The following is a 21,058-nucleotide window of genomic DNA, read 5'->3' as shown; positions in this document are numbered from 1 at the left end:
GATCGCGTGGCCCATGTGGGCCGAGGGCGGGATGCGCCTGCCCGAGACCGCCCTGCGCCGCGTGTGGGACGTGCAGGGCACCGCGCCGATGCCCACTGCCGACGGCCTGGCCGTGCTGGACCGCCTGCTGACCGGTCCCGACGGCGTCGCGGTCGTTGTCCACGGCGACCCGGCGCGGATCGACGACCTCGTCCCGCCGCCCGCCGCCCAGCCCCATGCCGGGCAGCCCCATGCCGCCCAGCCCCATGCCAGGCAGCCCCTCACCGAGCAGCCCGCCGCCGGGTCGCCCTCCGTCGAGCAGGCCCCCGCCGGGTCGCCCTCCGTCGAGCAGGCCCCCGCCGGGTCGCCGTCCGCCGGTCCGGGCCGCGTGGAGGAGGTCCGGGAGACGGCGGACGACGGGGCGATCGCGGTGATCGGGCTCGCCGGCCGCTACCCGCAGGCCCCCGACCTGGACGCGTTCTGGCGCAACCTGCTCGACGGCGTGGACAGCGTGGTCGAGGTGCCCGCCGAGCGCTGGGACCACGACGCCCACTTCGACCCGCGCCCCGGTGTCGACGGCCGGACCTACAGCCGCTGGGGCGGTTTCCTGGACGGCGTCGACCGGTTCGACCACGCGTTCTTCGGCATCTCCCGGCGCGACGCCGAGCGGATGGACCCGCAGGAGCGCCTGTTCCTCACGACCTGCTGGCAGGCGGTGGAGGACGCGGGCCGGGTGCTGGCCGGTCACGACGTCGGCGTGTTCGCCGGGGTCACGTGGAGCCACTACCAGCTCTACCAGGACGCCGGGGTCGCGCCCGTCGCCATGCACGCCTCCGTCGCCAACCGGGTCTCCCACGTGCTCGACCTGACCGGCCCCAGCCTGTCCGTGGACACCGCGTGCTCGTCGTCGCTGACCGCCGTGCACCTGGCCGTGCAGGCGATCCGGCGCGGCGAGTGCGACCTGGCCCTCGCGGGCGGGGTCAACACCTCCGTGCACCCGCAGAAGTACCTCCAGCTCTCCCAGGGCCAGTTCCTGTCCCCGGACGGTCGGTGCCGCAGCTTCGGCGCGGGCGCGGCGGGGTACGTGCCGGGCGAGGGCGTGGGCGTGGTGCTGCTCAAGCCCTTGTCCCGGGCGCTGGCCGACGGCGACCACGTGCACGGCGTCATCCGCGGCACGTCGCTCAACCACACCGGCCACACCGGCGGGTTCACCGTGCCCAGCCCCACCGCGCAGACCTCCCTGATCCGCCGCGCGATGACCGGCGCGGGTGTGGACCCGGGAACCGTCGGCTACGTCGAGGCGCACGGCACCGGCACGTCCCTGGGCGACCCGATCGAACTCGACGGGCTGCGCGCCGCGTTCGGGGCCGACCTGCCGGCGGGCTCGGTGGCGATCGGCTCGGTCAAGTCCAACATCGGCCACCTGGAGGCGGCGGCCGGCGTCGCCGGGCTCACCAAGGTGCTGCTCCAGATGAGGCACCGCACCCTCGTGCCCTCCCTGCACGCGGAGGAGCTGAACCCGCACCTGCGGCTGGACGGCTCGCCGTTCGCGGTGCAGCGGGACGCGCGCCCCTGGCTGCCGGTGGGCGGCGACGTCCTGCGCGCCGGGGTGAGCGCGTTCGGCGCGGGCGGCGCGAACGGCCACCTCGTCGTGGAGGAACCGCCCCGGACGGTCGCCGCGCCGGACGTCGCCGCCACCCGCCTGTTCGTGCTGTCCGCGCGGGACGACGAGGCGCTGCGCCGCCGTGCCGAAGACCTGCTCGGGGTGCTGGACCGGGAACCGCGACGGCCGGGCGCGGACCACGTGCTCGCCGTGCTGCTGGAGCAGGTCGCGGCGCTGCTCGACGTGCCCGCGGACCGGGTCGACCCGGCGGAGCCGCTGACCGACTTGGGTTTCGACCTGCCGATGCTGCGGGAACTGGCCCGCCGCTGCGACGACGTCCTCGACGCGCCGCTGCCGGTCACCGCCGGGCCCGAGGCGTCCCCGGCGCACCTCGCCGCCCTCGTCGCCGCGCGCTCGGCACCGGTGCCGGGAGGTGCCGGGCCGGCGCTGCGCGACATCGCCCACACCCTCGCCGCGGGCCGCGTCCCGCTGCGCACCAGGCTCGCCGTGGTCGCCGCCGACGCCGACGAGCTGCGCGCCGGCCTGCGCCGCTACCTCGACGGCGGCCCCGCCTCCGCCGGGTGCGCGTGGGGCGTCGGCGATCCCGAGACCGCACCCGACCCGCGGACCTGCCTGGAGCTGCACCGCGCGGGCGACCTCACCGCGCTGGCCGCGGCCTGGGTCGCCGGCGCCGACGTCCCGTGGGACCGCTGCGCCGAACCCGGCGCCCGCCGCGTCCCGCTGCCCACCTACCCGTTCCGCGAGCAGGCCCACTGGGTGGGCCGGTGGCGCTCCGCATCGCCGGCCGCCGCACCGAACCACGAGGAGACCACGGTGCAGACCCCCGCGTCCCCCGCCTCCCCCGTCGAGCTGCGCGTGCCCGCCGAGGGCATCGCCCTGGTCACCATGCGCGGCGGGCACAACATGTTCACGGCCGAGCTGCTGGCCGCCTTGGAGGCGACCTTCGCCGAGGTCGCGGCGCGCACCGACCTGAAGGTCGTCGTGCTCACCGGCTCGGACGGCGTGTTCTGCATGGGCGGTACCCCGGAAGGGCTGGCCGACCTCGCGGACGGCAACGGCCGGTTCACCGACGCGCCGTTCGTCTACGAGGGGCTGCCGCGCTGCCCGCTGCCGGTGATCGCCGCGATGGACGGCCACGCCGCCGGCGGCGGCCTGGCGTTCGGGCTGCACGCGGACGTGGTGCTGCTGGCCCGGGAAGCGGGGTACGCGGCGAACTTCCTCAAGTTCGGGTTCACGCCCGGGGTCGGCGCCACCCAGGCGCTCCAGCGCCGGTTCGGCGCGTCCACGGCGTCCGAGATGTTCTTCGGCGCGCGGACGCTGTCCGGGGCCGAGCTGGAGCGGCGGGGCGCGCACGTCGTCGTGCACGACGCGGCCGACGTGCTGCCGGCGGCGCTGGAGCTGGCGCGGTCGATCGCCGCCCAGCCGCGTGCCGCCGTCGTCGCGCTCAAGGAGGAGCTGGCCGGTCGGGTGCTGGCCGAGCTGTCGGGTGTGGTGCGCCGGGAGGTGGAGCTGCACGAGCGGGTGCTCGGGGCCGAATCGCTGGAACGGGTGCGCGCGCACCAGGACAAGGCCGACGCCTTCCGCCGCAACGGCACCCCCGCGCCCGTGACCCCCGCGCCCGTGACCTCCGTGCCGGCGACCCCCGCGCCCGTGGCTTCCGTGCCGGCGGCTCCCGCTCCCACTGCCTACACCGCTGGTGCCACTGCCCCCGTCGCCACTGCGCCGGTCGCCTCGCCGTCCGCCACCCCTGCTCCTGTCGCCGCCGCGCGGATTGTTGAACAATCCCCCCATCCCTCCATGGGGCGTCCGTTGCCCGCTCGGACCGAGGTGATCGAGGTCATCGAGGAATCGCTGTGCGCGCAGCTCTTCGTGGACCGCGACGAGATCGACCCCGGTCGGACGTTCAGCGAGCTGGGCGTGGACTCCATCGGTGCGGTCAGCCTGGTCCGGGCCGTCAACGAGCGGTTCGGGCTCGACCTGGACTCCGTGACCGTCTACGACCACCCGGACGTCGAGCGGCTGACCGACCACGTGCTGGAGGTCGCGGGCCGGTCCCGGGCGCTGCTCGACGCGGCCCTCGCAGATGCGCCCACCCAACCCGCCCCCGTCGCCCCCGCCCCCGTTGACCCCGCGACCTCCGCCTCCGCGACCTCCGCCCCCGCGACGTCCGCTCTCGCGATCAGCGTCCCGGCCGCGTCCCGACCGCCGAGGGTCGTGCTGAGCGCGCCCTCCCGGCCGGCCGCCGCGCCGCTGACCCTGGCCGCGCCGCGTGGTCGCCGCGTCCGCACCGAGCGGAGCCCGCTGGCCGGGGAGGGCGACGAGTCCGAACCCGCCCGGGCCGACGCCGAGACGCGCCCCGAGCCGGAGCACCGACCGGAGTCGGAGCTTGAACCGCAGCCCGAACCGCAGCGACAGTCGGCGGCGCAGCCCGAGCCACAGCCGGAGGCGAAGTCGCAGCCGGAGCCACAGCCGCAGTCGGAGGCGAAGCCGCAGTTGGAGCCGCGCCCGCAGTCGTACCCCGGTGACGCCATCGCGGTGATCGGCGTGTCCGGCCGCTTCCCGGACGCGCCCGACGTGCCGACCTTCTGGCACAACCTGGTCTCCGGCCACGACAGCGTCCGCGAGGTGCCGCGTGAGCGCTGGGACGTGGACGCGGTCTACCACCCCGACCGCCTGCGCGCGGGCACCACGAACAGCCGCTGGGCCGCGATGTTGTCCGACGTGGACCGCTTCGACGCCGCGTTCTTCCAGCTCTCGCCCGCCGAGGCGGAACTGGTCGACCCGCAGCAGCGGCTGTTCCTGATGACCGCCTGGTCGGCGCTGGAGGACGCCGGGCAGGTCGGCGGCGGCCGGTGCGGCGTGTTCGTCGGCGCGGGCGCGGGCGACTACCTGCGGCTGGTCGAGGAGGCCGGCCGGGACGACACCGGCCAGAGCTTCCTGGGCAGCGCCACGTCGATCCTGCCCGCCCGCATCGCCTACCACCTGAACCTGACCGGTCCGACGATCGCGGTGGACACGGCCTGCTCGTCGTCGCTGGTCGCCGTGCACCTGGCGTGCGACAGCCTGCGCGCCGGCGAGTGCGACACGGCCATCGCGGGCGGCGTGGCCGTGATGAACACGCCCCGGATGCACGTGTGGACCAGCAAGGCCGGGATGCTCTCGCCCACCGGCCGCAGCGCGCCGTTCGACGCCTCCGCCGACGGCATCGTGCTCGGCGAGGCGTGCGCCGCCGTGGTGCTCAAGCGCCTCGACCGCGCGTTGGCCGACGGCGACCGCGTGCACGCGGTCATCCGCGCCGGCGGCGTGAACGGCGACGGCCGCACCAACGGCATCACCGCGCCCAGCGCCACCTCGCAGGCGGCACTGCTGCGCGCGGTCCACGCCCGCGCGGGCATCTCCGCCGAGGACGTCGACTACGTCGAGGCCCACGGCACCGGCACCGCGCTCGGCGACCCCATCGAGGTCAAGGCCCTCGCCGAGGTGCTGGGCGGACGGCGCGCGCCGGGCGTCCTGGGCTCGGTCAAGGCCAACGTCGGCCACACCACCCTGGCCGCCGGCATCACCAGCCTGGTCAAGGTCGTGCTGGCGCTGCGCAACGGCGAGCTGCCGCCGTCGCCGCACTTCACCGAGGCCAACCCGGACATCGACCTGGCCGGGGGACCCCTGCGCGTCCTGCCCGACCGGGCGCACTGGTACCCGGGACCGAGCGGCGTCCGCACGGGCGTGGTGAGCAGCTTCGGCTTCAGCGGCACCAACTGCCACGTCGTGCTCCAGGAGGCCCCGCCCGCGCCCGCCGACCCCCGGCCGCGCCCCGAGCGGTCCGTGGTGGCGCTGTCCGCGCGGACCCCGGAGGCGCTGCGCGCCCGGGTCGCCGACCTGCGGGCCGCGCTGGAACCGGCCGGCATGATCCACTCGGGCGTGCTCGGCGGCGGCGACCTGACCGACATCGCGCACACCCTCGCCGTGCGCCGGGCGCACTTCCGGCACCGCGTCGCGTTCGTCGCCCGGGACCTGGCCGACCTGCGCGCCCAGCTCGACCGGCACCTCGCCGGCGCGGAGCCGGTCCGCGGCGACACCGACCTCGACCGGGTCGCGCTGGACTGGCAGCACGGCGAGGGCGACCTGGCCGCCGTGTTCGCCGACCTGCCGGGCCGGCCCGTGTCGTTGCCGTACTACCCCTTCGCCCGCGACCGGCACTGGATCGTCACCCCCGAGGTCACGACGCCCGAAGCCACCACCCCCGAGGTCACGGCGCCCGAGGTTGCAGCGCTCGCCGGACCGGTGCCCGCCGGAGCGGTGGACACCCGGCCGGTGACGCTGGCGCTGGAGCCCGACGCCCCGTTGGTCGTGGACCACGTGCTGGCCGGCAAGCCCGTGCTGCCCGGTGCGGCCACCGTCGCCCTGGCGGTGACCGCCGCACGGCGCGCCGGCCTCACCGGACCCCTGCGGCTGAGCGACGTGACCTGGTCGCGGCCCCTGGTCGTCGACCGGCCCACCACCGCCACCCTGACCCTCGACGGAACGGCCTTCCGCCTCGCGCCGGAGGGCGGCGAGACCTGCGCGACGGGTCGGGTCACCACCGGGGGCGAGGCCCGACGTGTCGACCTGACCGCCGCCCGCGCCCGGTGCGGCCGGTCCGTGCCGGTCACCGACCTGTACGCCGCCTTCGACCGCGCCGGCCTGCGCTACGGCCCCGGCTTCCGCGTCGTCACCGACCTGCGGGCCGGTGACGACGAGGCGCTGGCCACCCTCGCGCGCCGGGAACCGGTCGGGCACCGCCCCGACCCGCGCGTGCTGGACGGTGCGTTGCAGACCGTCGCCGCGCTGGTGGGTGAGCGCCCGACGCCGCTGGTCCCGCACGGCGTGGACGAGGTCGTCGTGCACGACGACGGCGTCCCGACCCACGCCCACGCGGTCCGCGCGAGCGGTGAGGACAGGTTCGACGTGCGCCTGTGCGACGCGGACGGGCGGGTGCTGGTCTCGTTCTCCGGCCTCGCGCTGCGCCCGCACCGGGGCGCGGCGAGCCCGGTCCAGGTCCCGGTCTACGTGCCGCAGTGGACGCCCGCGCCCACGCCGGTCCGCGTCGTCGGCCCCCGTCGGGTCGTCGCCGTGCACGCGGCCCCCGGCTGCGAACCCCTCGCCGCCGCGCTGGCCGCCGAGCACGCGGGCGACGACGTCCGCCGGCCCGCGCTCGACGCCGCCGACCCCGCCGCCGACCTGGTGTACGTGGTGGCGGCCGGCACGACCGACCCGGACGCCGTTCCGGCCGCGTTCCGGCTGCTGCGCGCGCTGGCGCGGGTCAGGCCGACGCTGGAGGTGCGGGTCGTCCTCGCCGACGCGGTGGCGGTGCGCGACGGCGACCCCGTGCGGCCCGAGGCCGCCGCGCTGATCGGCCTGGCGCGCGCCGCCGGGGCCGAGCACGCGGGCTGGCGGGTCGGCTGCGTGGACGTGCCGGGCGACACCGCGCTGGACGACACCGCGCTGGGCGACACCGTGCCGGGCGACACCGTGCCGGGCGACACCGCGCGGGCGGCGGCCCTGGTCGTCGCCGAGGACCTGGTCGAGCCGCTGGTGGCGTGGCGCGGCGGGCAGCGGCTCGTGCGCCGGTTCGCGCCCCTCGCGCTGCCCGCCCCGACCCGGCCGGCGTTCGCGGACGGCGGCACCTACCTGATCACCGGCGGCGCGGGCGGCCTCGGCCTGGCGCTGAGCGAGCACCTGGCGCGCGAGCACCGGGCCAACCTGGTCTGGGTGGGGCGCCGCCCCTCCGACGCCGCGATCGGCGAGCGCGCCGCGCGGGTGTCCGCCGCCGGCGGCCAGGTGCTCTACCTGAGCGCCGACGTGACCGACCCGGCGTCGGCGCGCTGGGCGGTGCGCGCGGCGAAGGAGCGCTTCGGCGGCCTCGACGGCGTCGTGCACGCCGCGGGCGTGTGGCGGGACGGTCCGCTCGCGACGATGACCGACGAGGCGTTCGCCGACGTGCTGGCACCCAAGCGGGACGGCGCGGTCGCGCTGCTGGACGCGGTCGCCGACGAGGACCTGGACGTGCGCGTGGTGTTCTCCTCCGCGGCGTCGTTCGTCCGCCCGCCGGGGCAGGCCAACTACGCGGCGGGCAGCACCGCGCTCGACGCCGTCGCGGCGGCGGCCGGCGCGACGGTCGTCAACTGGGGCTACTGGGGCGGCGTCGGCGCGGTGGCGGACGAGGCCCACGCCCGCCGGTTCGCGGCGCTCGGCGTCGGGTCGATCTCCCCCGAGGAGGGGTTCGCCGTCCTGCGCGCGCTGTCGGCCTCCGGTGTGCGGCAGGCGCTGGTGCTCAAGGCCGACGTCGACCGGTTCGCGGAGTACGGGCTCGCCCTGCCCTCCGCCGACCGGGAGGTGCGGGACTACGTGCGCTCGGTGTTCGCGGCCGTGCTGAAGCTGCCCGAGTCGGCCATCGGCGACCGCGAGACGTTCGAGAACTTCGGCGTCGACTCGCTCAACGGGGCCGAGATCCTGCGCCGGTTCTCCGAGGACCTGGGGGAGCTGCCCGCCACCCTGCTGTTCGAGCACGTCACGGTCGAGGACCTGGCCGCCCGGCTGGCCGACGCGTTCGCCGCGCGGCGAACCCCGGCCCACGACCCCGCGCCCGCCCCCGTCGCGACCGCACCCGCTGCGGCCCCGCCCGCCGTGACGCGGTCGCGGGAGGTGCGGGAGGGCGACATCGCCGTCATCGGCGTCAGCGGCCGGTACCCGAAGTCACCCGACCTCGACGCGCTCTGGACCAACCTGCTCGCCGGGGCCAACTGCGTGACCGAGGTGCCCGCCGACCGGTGGGACTGGCGCACCCACTTCGACCCCCGGCCCGGTGTCCCGCACCGCAGCCGGGGCCGGTGGGCCGGTTTCCTCGACGACATCGCCGCCTTCGACGCCCCGCTGTTCGGCGTGCTGCCGCGCGAGGCGGCGGCCGTCGACCCGCAGGAGCGGCTGTTCCTGGAGACCTGCTGGAACCTGCTGGAGAGCACCGGCCACCTCGGTCGGCACGGCGCGGTCCGCGAGACCGGCGTGTTCGTCGGCGTGATGTACGGGTCCTACGGCAAGCTCGCGGCGGTCGACGGGTGGCCCAGGGGCGAGTTCCCGGCGGCGCACTCGGCGTACTGGTCCATCGCCAACCGGGTGTCGTACACCTTCGACCTGACCGGTCCGAGCCTGGCCGTCGACTCGGCGTGCTCGTCGTCGCTCACGGCCGTGCACCTGGCGTGCGAGAGCCTGCGCCGGGGCGAGTGCCGGCAGGCCGTCGCGGGCGGGGTGAACCTGGTGCTGCACCCCGCGCACCTGGTGGCGCTGTCCGGCATGACCATGCTCGCCGGCGGCGACGGCTGCCGCGCGTTCGACGCCGCCGCCGACGGTTACGTGCCGGGCGAGGGCGTCGGCGCGGTGCTGCTCAAGCCGCTGGCCGACGCGCTCGCCGACGGCGACGACGTGTGGGCGGTCATCCGGGGCGGTTTCGCCAACGCGGGCGGCAAGACCAGCGGCTACACCGTGCCCAACCCGAGCGCGCAGGCGGCGCTGATCGCCGAGGCGCTGCGCCGCGCCGACGTGGACCCGGCGACCGTGGACTACGTCGAGGCGCACGGCACCGGCACGCAGCTCGGCGACCCGATCGAGGTCGCCGCGCTGAACCGGGCGCTGGGCCGTGCCGAGGGGCACGAGTGCGCCCTGGGCTCGGTGAAGGCCAACCTGGGCCACCTGGAGGGCGCGGCGGGCATCGCGGGCCTGACCAAGGTGCTGCTCCAGCTCCGGCACCGCACCCTCGTGCCCGCCGCGAACCTCACGCGGCTCAACCCGAAGATCGACTTCCGGGACTCGCCGCTGCGCGTGCAGCGGGAGGCCGCGCCGTGGCCCGAACCCGTCGGCCGCCCGCGCCGCGCCGGGGTCAGCTCGTTCGGCGCGGGCGGGGCCAACGTCCACATCGTCCTGGAGGAGCACGTGGCGGAGCGCGTCGAGCCCGAGGTCGAGGTCGAGTTCGGCGGCGAGCACCTGGTCGTGCTGTCCGCGCGCGACCACGAGCGGCTCGGCGTCCTGGCCGGCCGGGTCGCAGACCACCTGGCCGGCGGGGACGTCGACCTGGCGCGGGTCGCCCGGACCACCCAGCTCGGCAGGCGGGAGATGCCCGCGCGGGTCGCCGTGCGGACGACGGACCTGGCGGGCCTGGTCGACGCGCTGCGGGCGTTCGCCGGTGGTGGGGAGCACCCGGCGGTCACGTCGGGCACCGCCGTCCGCACGGACGCCGTCGTGCCGCCGGACGCGTCCCCGGCCACCGTCGCCGCGGCCTGGGTCGCCGGCGCGGAGGTGGACTGGCGCGCCCGCTGGACCGGCCCGCTGCCCCGCGTGGTCGCCCTGCCCACCTACCCGTTCGACCACCGCAACCGCTACTGGGCACCGGGACCGATCGCTGACCTGCCTGCCGCTGACCGGCTCGCTGCCGACCAGTTGGCCGCCGACCGACTCGCCGCGGACCAGCCTGCCGCCAGTCAGTCGGCCGCCGACCGGGCCGCTGCCGATCGGGCCGCCGTGGAGCGGTTGGCCGCCGAACAGGTCGCCGTGGAGCGGTCGGTCGTCGACCAGTCGGGGGCCGGTGTGCCCGAGCACCTGGCCGATCACCGGGTCGGCGGTGTCCGCTGGCTGCCCGCCGCCGCCGTGGTCGAGTCGGCGCGCGACCGGCACCCCGCCGCGGTCCTGCGCGACCTGCGCTGGCACGCGCCGGTGCTCGTGGACGACCTGCCCGGACCGGTGCCGGTCGACCTCACCCCCGCGGACGGCGGCACCCGCTTCGCGGTGCGCGTGGCCGGCGCGCTCCTCGCCTCCGGGCTGCTCTCCGACGACCCCGCCCCGCCCCGCCCGCCCGTGTCGGTCGCGGACCGCTGCACCGACACCGTCGACGTCGCCGGGTTCTACGCGGGCATGGCCGCCGCCGGCCTCGCCCACGGTCCCGGGCTGCGGGTCGTGGACGAGCTGCGCACCGGCGAGGGCGTGGCGTGGGCGCGGCTCAGCCCCCGGGTGGCTCCCCGGTCCGATGTGGACGCGTCCCTGCTCGACGGCGCGCTCCAGGCGGTGGCCGCCGCGTGCGGCGGGTCGTCGGTGCGCGTCCCGGTGGCGCTGGCCGAGCTGGCCGTGCACGACGTGCTCGCCGGTCCGTGCGAGGTGCACGTGACCCGCGTGGGCGGAACCGGTCCGCGCGAGCTGTACGACGCAGACCTGACCACCTCCGGCGGTCGACCGCTGGTGTCGCTGCGCGGGCTGGAGATCCGGGCCACCGGGACGGTGGACGAGTGCTCCTACGCCACGCCGGTCTGGCGGCCGGCCGCGACCGCACCTGCCGGTGACGCGCCCACGACCGCCGTCCTGCTGGCCTCCGACGCGGAGACCGGCGAGGCCGTCGCCGACCGCCTGGAACGCGACGGCGTCCGCTGCGTCGTGCTCGTGCCCGGCGTCCTGCACGGCTGGGTCGACCACCGCACGCACGAGGTCGTCGCCGGCGAGCAGGCCCAGTACGGGCTGGTGGTGCGCGAACTCGCGATCCGGGGGGTGCTGCCCGACGCCGTGGTCCGCTGCTGGGACCCCGGCGCGGCCCCGTCCTCCGCCGCCGAGGTGGCGCACGAGATCGGGCACGGGTTCGCCCCGTTCCTGTGGCTCACCGCCGCCGTCCTCGCCGAAGGCGGCCCGAGGCCGGTGCGGGCGGTCTACACCTACTCGGCGTCCACCGCCCACGCCCGACCGCACGACGTGGCCGCCGCCGGGGCCCTGCGCACCGCCGCGCTGGAGCACTCCGGCCTGCGGGCCGTCGTGGTGGGCTTCGAGGGCGCGCGGGCCGCCGCCCCGGCCGCCGAGCTGGCCGAGGCGACCGCCGCGGAACTGCTGTCCTGCGAGGCCGGCGTGACCGAGGTGCGGCACGCCGGCGGGCAACGCCTGGTCAAGTCGTCGACCGGGTGGGACCCCGGTGCGCCGACCACCCCGTCGACCGGGGGCACCTACCTGGTGACGGGTGGCGCGGGCGCGGTCGGCCTGCACGTCGCCCGCCACCTCGCCCGCCGCGGCGGGACCGTCGTCCTGGCGGGGCGCTCGGCGCTCGACGACCGGCGGCGGGCGCTGGTGGCGGCCATCCCGGGCGCGACGCACGAGGTGGTCGACGTCGCCGACCCGGTCGCGCTGCGCGCGCTGGTGGAGCGGGTCGGTCCGCTGCGCGGCGTCGTGCACGCCGCCGGGGTGCGGCGGGACTCCCGACTCGTCGTCAAGACGGCCGACGACCTGGCCGCCGTGCTGCGGCCCAAGGTGGCGGGGACGCTCGCCCTGGACGAGGCGACCGCGGACCAGCCGTTGGAGTTCTTCGCGCTGTTCTCCTCGGTGGTCGCCGAGACCGGCAACCCCGGCCAGGCCGACTACGCCTACGCCAACGCGTTCCTGGACGCGTTCGCCGAGCAGCGCGACCAGCGCCGCGCGGCGGGGCTGCGCGCGGGCCGCACCGTGTCGATCGGCTGGTCGCTGTGGGCCGAGGGCGGGATGACCGTCGACGGCGCGACCGAGGAGCTGCTGCGGCGTCGCTGGGGCCTGCGCCCGCTGCCCACCGCTGCCGCCCTGGCCGCGTTCGACCGCGCCGTGGCCGGCGGGGTCAGCAGGGTGACCGTCTCGACCGCCGCCACAGCTGGTGCGGCCGAGGCCGACCGCGCGACCCGGCAGGTCCCGGCCGCCGGTGGCCCGGTGGCGTCGGTCCTGCCGGTCGTGACGGCCGACCTCCAGGCGCTGGCCGCGGACTTCCTGCTGGTCGAACCGGACGACGTGGAGCTGGACGCGGAGCTGCTGGAGCAGGGCTTCGACTCGATCACGCTCACCGAACTGGTCAACCGGCTCAACGAGCGCTACGGCCTGGACCTGCTGCCGACGGTGTTGTTCGAGCACCCCACCCTGGGCGCGCTCGCCGCATACCTCGACCGCGAGCACCGGGCCGAGATCGCCGCCGCGACCACGGCCACCGCTGCTGCCGCCGACACCGACCCCAACGACGCCGCCGACGCCGCCGACACCGCCGTCGCCGTTGGGCAGGAGCCGGAGGCCGCACCCGCGCCCGCGCCCGCACCGGCCGCGCTCCCGGACGGGATCGCCGTCATCGGCATGGCCGGGGTGTTCCCCGGCTCACCGGACGTCGAGTCGTTCTGGGACAACCTGCTCGCGGGCCGGCACCTGGTCGGCCCGGTGCCCGCCGACCGCACCGACCTGCTGGCCGACGAGCAGGCGGCGGGCGTCCGCGGCGGGTTCCTCGACCACGTGGACCGGTTCGACGCCCGGCTGTTCGGCATCGCCCCGCGCGAGGCGGCGCTGATGGACCCGCAGCAGCGGCTGTTCCTCCAGACCACGTGGCGCGCGGTCGAGGACGCCGGTTACCGGCCGTCCTCGTTGGCGGGCACGAGCACCGGCCTGTTCGCGGCGGTGTCCACCTCCGACTACGACGACCTGCTCAAGGATCACGGCGTGCCGGTGCGGGCGCACACCGCCACCGGCATCGCCCACTCCGTGCTGGCCAACCGGGTGTCCTACCTGCTCAACCTGCGCGGACCCAGCGAAGCGGTCGACACCGCGTGCTCGGGCTCCCTCGTGGCCGTGCACCGGGCCGTCGCCGCGCTGAAGGCGGGGGAGTGCGACCTGGCGCTGGTGGGCGGGGTGAACGTCCTGCTCAGCCCCGGGCTGTTCAGCGCGTTCACCCAGTCCGGGATGCTCAGCCCCACCGGGGCGTGCCAGGCGTTCGCGGCCGGCGCGGACGGCTACGTGCGCGGCGAGGGCTGCGGCGTGCTGCTGCTCAAGCCGCTGCGGGCGGCCGTGGCGGACGGCGACCACGTCTACGGTGTCGTCACCGGTTCGGCGGTCAACCACGGCGGCCGGGCCGCGTCGCTGACCGCGCCCAACCCCGAGGCGCAGGCCCAGGTGGTGGTGCGCGCCCACCGCGCCGCCGGCGTCGACCCGCGCACCGTCGGCTACGTGGAGGCGCACGGCACCGGCACCGCCCTCGGCGACCCGGTGGAGGTCGAAGGGCTCAAGCGCGCCTTCGACACCCTTTACGCCGACCACGGCCTGCCGCCCGCCGGCACGGCCCACGTCGCCCTGGGGTCGGTGAAGTCCAACATCGGCCACCTGGAGGCGGCGGCCGGCGTGGCGGGCCTGGTGAAGGCGCTGCTCGCGGTGTCGCGCGGCGTGGTGCCCGCGACCCTGCACGTCACCGAGGTCAACCCGCTCGTCCGGCTCGACGGCACGCCGCTGCGGCTCGCCACCGAGCCGGTGGACTGGTCGGACGTGCCGGTCCGCCGGGCCGGGGTCAGCTCGTTCGGGTTCGGCGGCGCCAACGCCCACGTGGTCGTCGAGTCCGCGCCGAGCGCCCCCGACCTGCCGGTGCCCACCGGTCCGGTCGTGGTGCCGCTGTCCGCCTCGACGGGGGACGCGCTGCGCCGCACCGCACGGGCGCTGGCCGACCACGTCGAGCGCGCCGACCTCGACCCGGCCACGGTCGCGCACGTGCTCCGGCACGGTCGGGACGCGCTGCCCGAGCGCGCCGCGTTCGTGGCGGCGGACCGGGACGAGCTGATCGCGCTCCTGCGCGACCTGGACGACGACCGGGTCCACCGCGGCCGGGCGAGGAGGGGCGAGGCACCCGCCGAACCGGGGGCGTCCCCCGGCGACCTGGTCCGCGCCTGGGTGCGGGGCGCGGAGGTGGACTGGGCGACCTGCCTGCCCGGCCCGGCACCCCGCCGGGTCCCACTGCCCGGCACGGAGTTCGCCGCCGACCGCCACTGGTTCGACACCGAGATCGAAACGCCGACCACGATGCCGACGCAGACCGCGATGCCGACGCCGACCGTGACGCCGACGCCGACCGCGACGCCGACGGCGACGCCGACCGCGACGCCGACGGCGACCGTGACGCCGAGCGTCGCGACACCCACCACCGAGGAGGCCACCGTGCGCCCAGCCGCGAAGCCCGCGCCGCAGCGCCCCAAGATCAAGCTGTCGCGGCCGGGCGCGGAGCCCGCACCGGTCGCCCCCGCGCCACCTGCCCCCGCGCCGCCCGCGCCCGCTGTGGCGGCCCCCGTCCAGCCCGCGCCCGCGCCTGTGGCCGCCCCGCCCACGCCCGCAGCCACCCCGGTCCCGGCCCCGGCGGCGGCGATCGCCCGGGTCGCCCAGGTGGTCACCGAACGGCTGGCCGACATCCTCGGCACCCCCGCCGACGAGATCGAGCCCGACCGCCCGTTCGGTGAGCTGGGCCTCGACTCCATCTACCGGATGGACCTGGTGCGGCTGATCAACTCGACCTTCGAGCTCGACCTCAAGGCCGTCGAGCTGTACGACCACGACACCGTCGATCTGCTGGCGAACTTCGTCGCGCCCCTGGTCGCCGCCCCCGACGCCCCGGCCCCGACCCCGATCCCAGCCCTGACCCCGATCCCAGCCCCGACCCCGATCCCAGCCCCGGCCCCGGAGTCCCGCTCCACCGTCGACGCGCTGATCGGGTTCGTCCTCGACACCGTCGGGCACCGGGTCGAACCGGAGGCCACCTTCGAGGACAGCGGCTTCACGTCGTTCGACCTGCTGCGGGTCGTCGCCGCCCTGGAACGCGGCCTCGGCGCGCTGCGCAAGACGCTGTTGCTGGACCACCCGACCCCGGCCCGCCTCGCGGCCCACCTCGACGAGGTGTTCGGGCCGGGCGTCGCCGAGCTGATCGCCGGCACCGAGCGGGCCGAGCCGAGCACGGTGCCCGACGCCGTCGCGGGCGGCGAGCTGGTCGTCGGCAAGCGCGAGCTGGACGAGCGGCCCGAGCTGGCCGAGCTGGTGCGGCGGCTCGACCTCGCGCACGCCAAGGAAGGCGGTCTCCCGGGGCGCGACATCGCGCCGCTGATCTTCCTGGGCTCCCGGCGCGAGGGCTACTTCCACTTCTCCCGGCGCGGTGACGTGCTGTTCGCGTGGAGCTACGTCGGCACCGCCGACTACCTGCCGGAACTGGCGGGGGAATGGCTGGCGCACGCGGCGGCCCAGGGCGCGAAGCCCGCGTTCCTGGCGATGTCACCGCTGGCCGAGGCCGGTGGCCGGCCGCTGTCGGCGACCCCGTTCGGCGCGGTCCAGCGCATCGAGGACCTGTCGGCGTTCGACGTCGACGGGCCGAGGGCGCGCAAGCTGCGCAACCAGATCAGCCGGTTCGAGCGGGCGGGCAAGGCCGAGGTGGTCGAGTACGCCGTGGGCTCGGACCCGGCCACCGACGCGGCGGTCGCCGAGCTGATCGGCGACTGGGCGGCCCAGAAGGACATGGTCAACCCCTACGTGCGCACGGTGCGCGACGAGATCGGCCGCGGCGTCCTCGGCCCCCGGCACCGCATGTTCCTCACCAGGCTCGACGGGGTGCTCCAGAGCGCGATCATCGTCACGCGCATCCCGTCCGAGCGGGGGCACCTGCTCGACCTGGAGTTCTACCGGGAGAGCACCCCGCGCGGCTGCCTGGAGCACGGCATCGTGGAGATCATCCGCAGGCTGGCCGCCGAGGGCGACACCTCGTTCAGCTTCGGCGGGACCTTCGGCGTCCGGCTCACCGGCTCGCCCAACGCCGACCCGGACGTCGAGCGCGGCCTGGCCGAGCTGCGCTCCCTGGGCGTGTTCACCGGCGAGGGCAACTTCCGCTTCAAGAACAAGTTCCAGACCACCAACCACCCGGTCTACCTGTGCCAACCGGCCGACCAGCCGGCCGCCGACGTCGCGTCGATCATCCTGATGATCGCCAACCCGCCGGCCATCACCGCACAGGACCGCGCGACCACCGAACCGGAACCGGAGACCGAGACCGAGAACGCGACCGCGACCGTGCGGCGCGCGACCCCGCGTCCCACACCGGCACCGCTGCCCACCGACGACGGCGCGGCACGCCGGGACAAGGCCCTGTCCCGGGCGGGGCACAACCCGCTGCGCGTCCCGGCCCACGACGTGGAGTTCGACTTCACCACGGACTCCTGGACCGAGCTGGACACCCCGCACGTGCGGGACCACTCCGCCCGCCTCGCCACCGCGGCCCGGGACGTCACGGCCACCGTGGACCTGGTCGCCGGCGCGTACGGCGTCACCGCGCCGCTGCCGCACCGCTGCGTCGTGCCCACCAACTCGGGCCGGTCGGCGGAGGCGCTGCTCTGCCGCGCCTGGCCCGGTCGCCGGGGCCACGTCGTGCAGAACGCGCTGTTCCCCACCTGGGCGGTCAGCGAGCTGGACCACGGCTTCACCCCGGTGCCGGTCCGCGTCGACCCCCGGGCCGCCGAACCGTTCCTGGGCGACCTGGACCTCGCCGAGCTGGACCGCGCGCTCACCGCGCGCGGGGGCCGCGTGTCGTTCGTGTGCGTCGAGCTGAGCACCAACGCCCGCGGCGGGCACCCGGTGTCGCTGGCCAACCTGCGCGGCGTGCGGGAGGTCGCGGACCGGCACGGCGTGCCGCTGGTCCTCGACGCCACGCGCGGCCTGGAGAACGCGGCGTTCGTCCGCGAGCACGAGCTGCGCACCCCGGACCGCCCGCTGGTGGACGTGCTGGCCGAGCTGCTCGCCGGCGTGCGGGCGGTGACGATGGGCCTGTCGAAGGACTACGGCGTCACGTCGGGCGGGCTCGTGCTCACCGACGACGACGAACTCGCCGCGTCCCTGCGCGAGCAGGTCGCGCTGCGCGGCGTCGAGGCCGGCCTGGCGACCCGGCGGGTGATGACGGCCGCGCTCGCGGACACCGCCGGCGCGGAACGGGCCGTGCTGGAGCGGATGGAGGCCGTGCGCGTCCTGTGGCGGGCGATGGTCGACGCCGGCCTGCCGGTCGTGGGCCCGGCGGGCGGGCACGCCGTGCTGCTCGACGCGGCCCGGCTGCCCGGCGCCGACGGGCTGGAGCACGTGGTGGCGTCCGCGCTGGCGTGGGTCTTCCGCGCCACCGGCGTCCGCGCCGCCCCGCACCTGGACGGCGGCACGCTGATCCGGCTGGCCGTCCCGGTCGGCACGACCGCCGCGCGGGCCGCCGAGGCGGGGGCGAGGCTGGCCGCGCTGGCGCGCTCCGGCGGCACGCCCCCCGCGCTGGTGCGCGCGGCGGACGCGGGCGGCACCGGCGCGGCGGAGGCCGCCTACTACCCGGCCGACCTGCTGCCCGACGACGTGCGGGAGGCGATGGACGAGGGGCACCGCCCGCTGGACGAGAACCTCGCCGTGCTGACCGGGTTCCGGCCGGACGTGCGCCGGGTGCTGGTCCGGGTCGGCTCGGGGGAGGTGGAGGCGTTCACCGCCGGTTCCGGCGAGACGCTGCTGCTGATGCACCCGTTCAACATCGGGGCGGGGTTCTTCGGGCCGCAGTTCGCCGCGCTGGCCGACCGGTACCGCGTGCTGGCCGTGCACCACTCCGGGGTCGGCGCGACGACCGAGGCCACGGACATCTCGGTCAACGGCCTGGCGGACCTGTTCGGGCGCACGCTCGACGCGCTGGGGATCACCGGCCCGGTGCACGTGGCGGGCGCGTCGTTCGGCGGCATCGTGGCGATGGCGTTCGCGCTGCGGCACCGGGCGCGCACGGCGTCGCTGACCCTGATCGGCAGCTCCTACCGGGTGGGCAACCGGGCGGGGGAGATGAACCGGCTCAGCCTGGTCGCCGACGAGGACTTCCGGCGCCTGGAGCGCAACGGCGTGACCGTCGACCGGGTCGGGTTGCAGCGGATGCTGCTGCGCTGCGAGAGCATGAGCACCCACACCGGCCTGCGCTACCTCGACGAGTTCGCCACCGACCCCGGCCTGCTGCCGCACCTGCCGGAGCTGGACGTGCCGGTGCTCCAGGTGCACGGCGCGCTGGACACGGTCATCCCGCTCAAGACCGGGCACCTGCTGCACGGCACCCTGCCCGACGTCCGGTTCCACGAGTTCCCCGACGCGGGGCACTTCCCGAGCCTGACGGCGGCCGACCGGTTCAACGCCCTGCTCGACGGGTTCCTCGCCGAGCGGTCCACCACCGCCCCGGCCGGGGGTGCGCGATGACCAGCGCGACGGCCACCAGCTCGCAGGAGTTCGTGCTCAGCCCGGCCATGTGCGGCCCGAACTCGCTGTTCGTCGGGCGGCTCGGCGACTGGACGTGGAACGCGGTCAGCGCCGCGTGCGGCGTCGACGCGCTGACCGCCCGCAACGCGGACGGCGAGCCGACGTACCTGGCGTTCCAGCTGTTCGACGTGTGGGGCGCGGACCCGGCGGGCTTCACCTTCGGCGACCGGATCGACGTGCGCACCGCCGTGTTCGCCTGCGGCGCCGAGTCGGTCGCGACGCTGCACCGCGTCGCCCCGGCCGGCAGCGAGGGCGCGGCCGACCCGTCCCTGGAGCCCGCGGAGTTCTTCGAGGACCGCCGCCCGGACTGCCTGTACGCGCTGAACTTCAACCGCTGGGTCTCCCGGTCCGCGCCCGGCAGCAACCGCGGCCTGGTGCGCGCCTCGCCGCCGGGGTTCACCACCGCGCACCTGCCGGAGCTGCCCCGCGAGCACTCGCCACGGCTGGCCTGCGCGCAGGCCCGGCAGCAGCTGACCCTGCGGGACCTCACCGCGTCCGGCCCGGCGAGCACCGGCGAGCCCGGCATCACCGGGTTCACCACCGACTACCGCATCGACCCGACCCGCGACCTCAACGGCGTGGGCCTGGTCTACTTCGCCGCCTACTTCTCGATCGTGGACGGGGCGCTGCTGGCGGCGTGGCGCTCCGCCGGCCGCCCCGGCGCCGCGTTCCTCGCGCGGCGGACCCGCGCGCGGCGGCTGTGCTACCTGAGCAACGTCGACGCCGACACCGTCCTCACCGCCGGGGTGTCGTCGTGGCTGACCCATTCCCCCGGCGGGTGGACGGACGAGGTGGTGGACGTGGTCCTGCGCGACAGGGAGACCGGCGCGGTGGTCGCCGTGGCCTCCCAGGAGCTGACCTGGGGTGCGGCGTGAGCGGCCGGCCGGAGGTGGAGCGCGTGGTGCGCGAGGTGATCTCGGTGATCCTGCCGGCGGCCGACCCCGCCCGGGTGGCCACCGCGAACAGCCTCAAGGAGCTGGGCGCGGACTCGGTGGACCGGGTGGAGATCGTGGTCGAGGCCATGGACCGGCTCGGCGTGGTCGCGCCGATGTCGGACTTCAGCGGCCTGCCCGACCTCGACGCCCTCGTCGACCGGCTGCTGGAGCGGAGGCCGGTGTGAGCGCCTACGGGATCGAGGCCGTCAACGCCTACCTCGGGGTCGCGTACATCCCGGTGCCCGAGCTGTTCCGGGGCCGGGGGCTGGACCCGGCGCGGCTGGCGAACCTGATGATGTCCGAGCGCTCCATCGGCCTGCCGGTGGAGGACCCGGTCACCAACGCGGTCAACGCCGCCAAGCCGGTCGTGGACGCGCTCGACCCCGCCGAACGGGACCGGATCGAGCTGCTGGTCACCTCCACCGAGTCCGGTGTGGACTTCAGCAAGTCGGTGGCCTCCTACGTGCACAAGCACCTCGGGCTGTCGCCGAAGTGCCGCGTGGTGGAGGTCAAGCAGGCGTGCTACGCGGCGACGGCCGCCGTGCAGCTCGCCGTGGGCTACCTCGCCTCCGGCCTGTCACCGGGGGCGAAGGCGCTGGTCATCGCCACCGACGTGGCCCTGGTCGACGCGCGCGCCGAGTACGCCGAACCCGCCACCGGCCACGGCGCGGCGGCCGTGCTGCTGGGCGACGACCCGGCCGTGCTGGCGATGGACCTCGGCGCCTTCGGCAACCACAGCTACGAGACGCTCGACTCGGCGCGGCCGACGCCGGAGTTCGACGTCGCCGACGTGGACCGCTCGCTGTTCGCCTACCTCGACTGCCTGGCCAACAGCTTCGCCGACTACGCCGACAAGGTGGAGGACGCCGACTTCGTCGACACGTTCGACCACCTCGTCATGCACACCCCGTTCGTCGGGCTGGTCAAGGCCGCGCACCGCAAGATGATGCGCGACCTGCGCCGCGCCGCACCGGCGGAGGTCGAGGCCGACTTCGAACGCCGGCTGCGGCCCGCGACGGCGTACGCGAGCCGGGTGGGCAACCTGTGCTCCGGCTCGGTCTACCTGGGCCTGGCCAGCGCCATCGACAACGCCGCGATCGGCGGCGGCGTCCGGCTCGGCCTGTACTCCTACGGCTCCGGCTGCTCGGCCGAGTTCTTCAGCGGCGTCACCGACCCGCGCGCGGCGGCCACCGTGCGCGCGGCCCGCATCGCCGAGCGACTGGACGCGCGCGCCGAGCTGACCTTCGCCGAGTACGACCTGCTGCTCAAGGACACGCTGCGCTGCCTGGTGCCGGTGCGCGACCGCGAGGTCGACCTGCCCAGGTGGGACGAGTACCTGGACCGCGTCCCCGACCGCGAACCGATGCTCGTGCTCAGCCGCGTGCAGGACTACCACCGCCAGTACGAGTGGCGCTGA

At 76.3% G+C, this 21,058-nt stretch carries 4 protein-coding genes (1 of these 4 cut by a window edge); all 4 read left to right on the top strand.

The window, feature by feature from the left end; translation table 11 throughout:
* Tightly spaced (each overlapping or abutting the next), the 4 genes in view from ACRAKJ_RS27745 to ACRAKJ_RS27730 form a layout consistent with a single transcriptional unit that may run on beyond the window.
* Positions 1–18,646 carry the 3' portion of an SDR family NAD(P)-dependent oxidoreductase gene (locus ACRAKJ_RS27745; protein WP_438923686.1) on the top strand. It extends 2,342 nt beyond the left edge of the window, so only the last 18,646 of its 20,988 coding nucleotides appear in the window; its start codon lies beyond the left edge, outside the window; it ends in the stop codon at positions 18,644–18,646.
* Positions 18,643–19,581, top strand: a complete 939-nt coding sequence (locus ACRAKJ_RS27740) for an LnmK family bifunctional acyltransferase/decarboxylase (RefSeq protein WP_438923687.1) — start codon at positions 18,643–18,645, stop codon at positions 19,579–19,581. Before ACRAKJ_RS27745 ends, ACRAKJ_RS27740 begins: the two co-directional genes overlap by 4 nt.
* Positions 19,578–19,826, top strand: a complete 249-nt coding sequence (locus tag ACRAKJ_RS27735) for a phosphopantetheine-binding protein (RefSeq protein ID WP_438923688.1) — start codon at positions 19,578–19,580, stop codon at positions 19,824–19,826. Before ACRAKJ_RS27740 ends, ACRAKJ_RS27735 begins: the two co-directional genes overlap by 4 nt.
* On the top strand, positions 19,823–21,058 hold the full coding sequence (locus tag ACRAKJ_RS27730) for a hydroxymethylglutaryl-CoA synthase family protein (protein ID WP_438923689.1): 1,236 nt from the start codon (positions 19,823–19,825) through the stop codon (positions 21,056–21,058). Before ACRAKJ_RS27735 ends, ACRAKJ_RS27730 begins: the two co-directional genes overlap by 4 nt.

Source organism: Saccharothrix sp. DSM 118769 (assembly GCF_052936295.1).
The sequence above is the reverse complement of the archived record's forward strand: the minus strand, read 5'-3'. Positions and strand labels throughout refer to the sequence as shown.

Coding starts and splice junctions, on each gene's coding strand:
- ACRAKJ_RS27740 (WP_438923687.1), top strand. CDS start 18,643: ATGACCAGCGCGACGGCCACCAGCTCGCAGGAGTTCGTGCTCAGCCCG.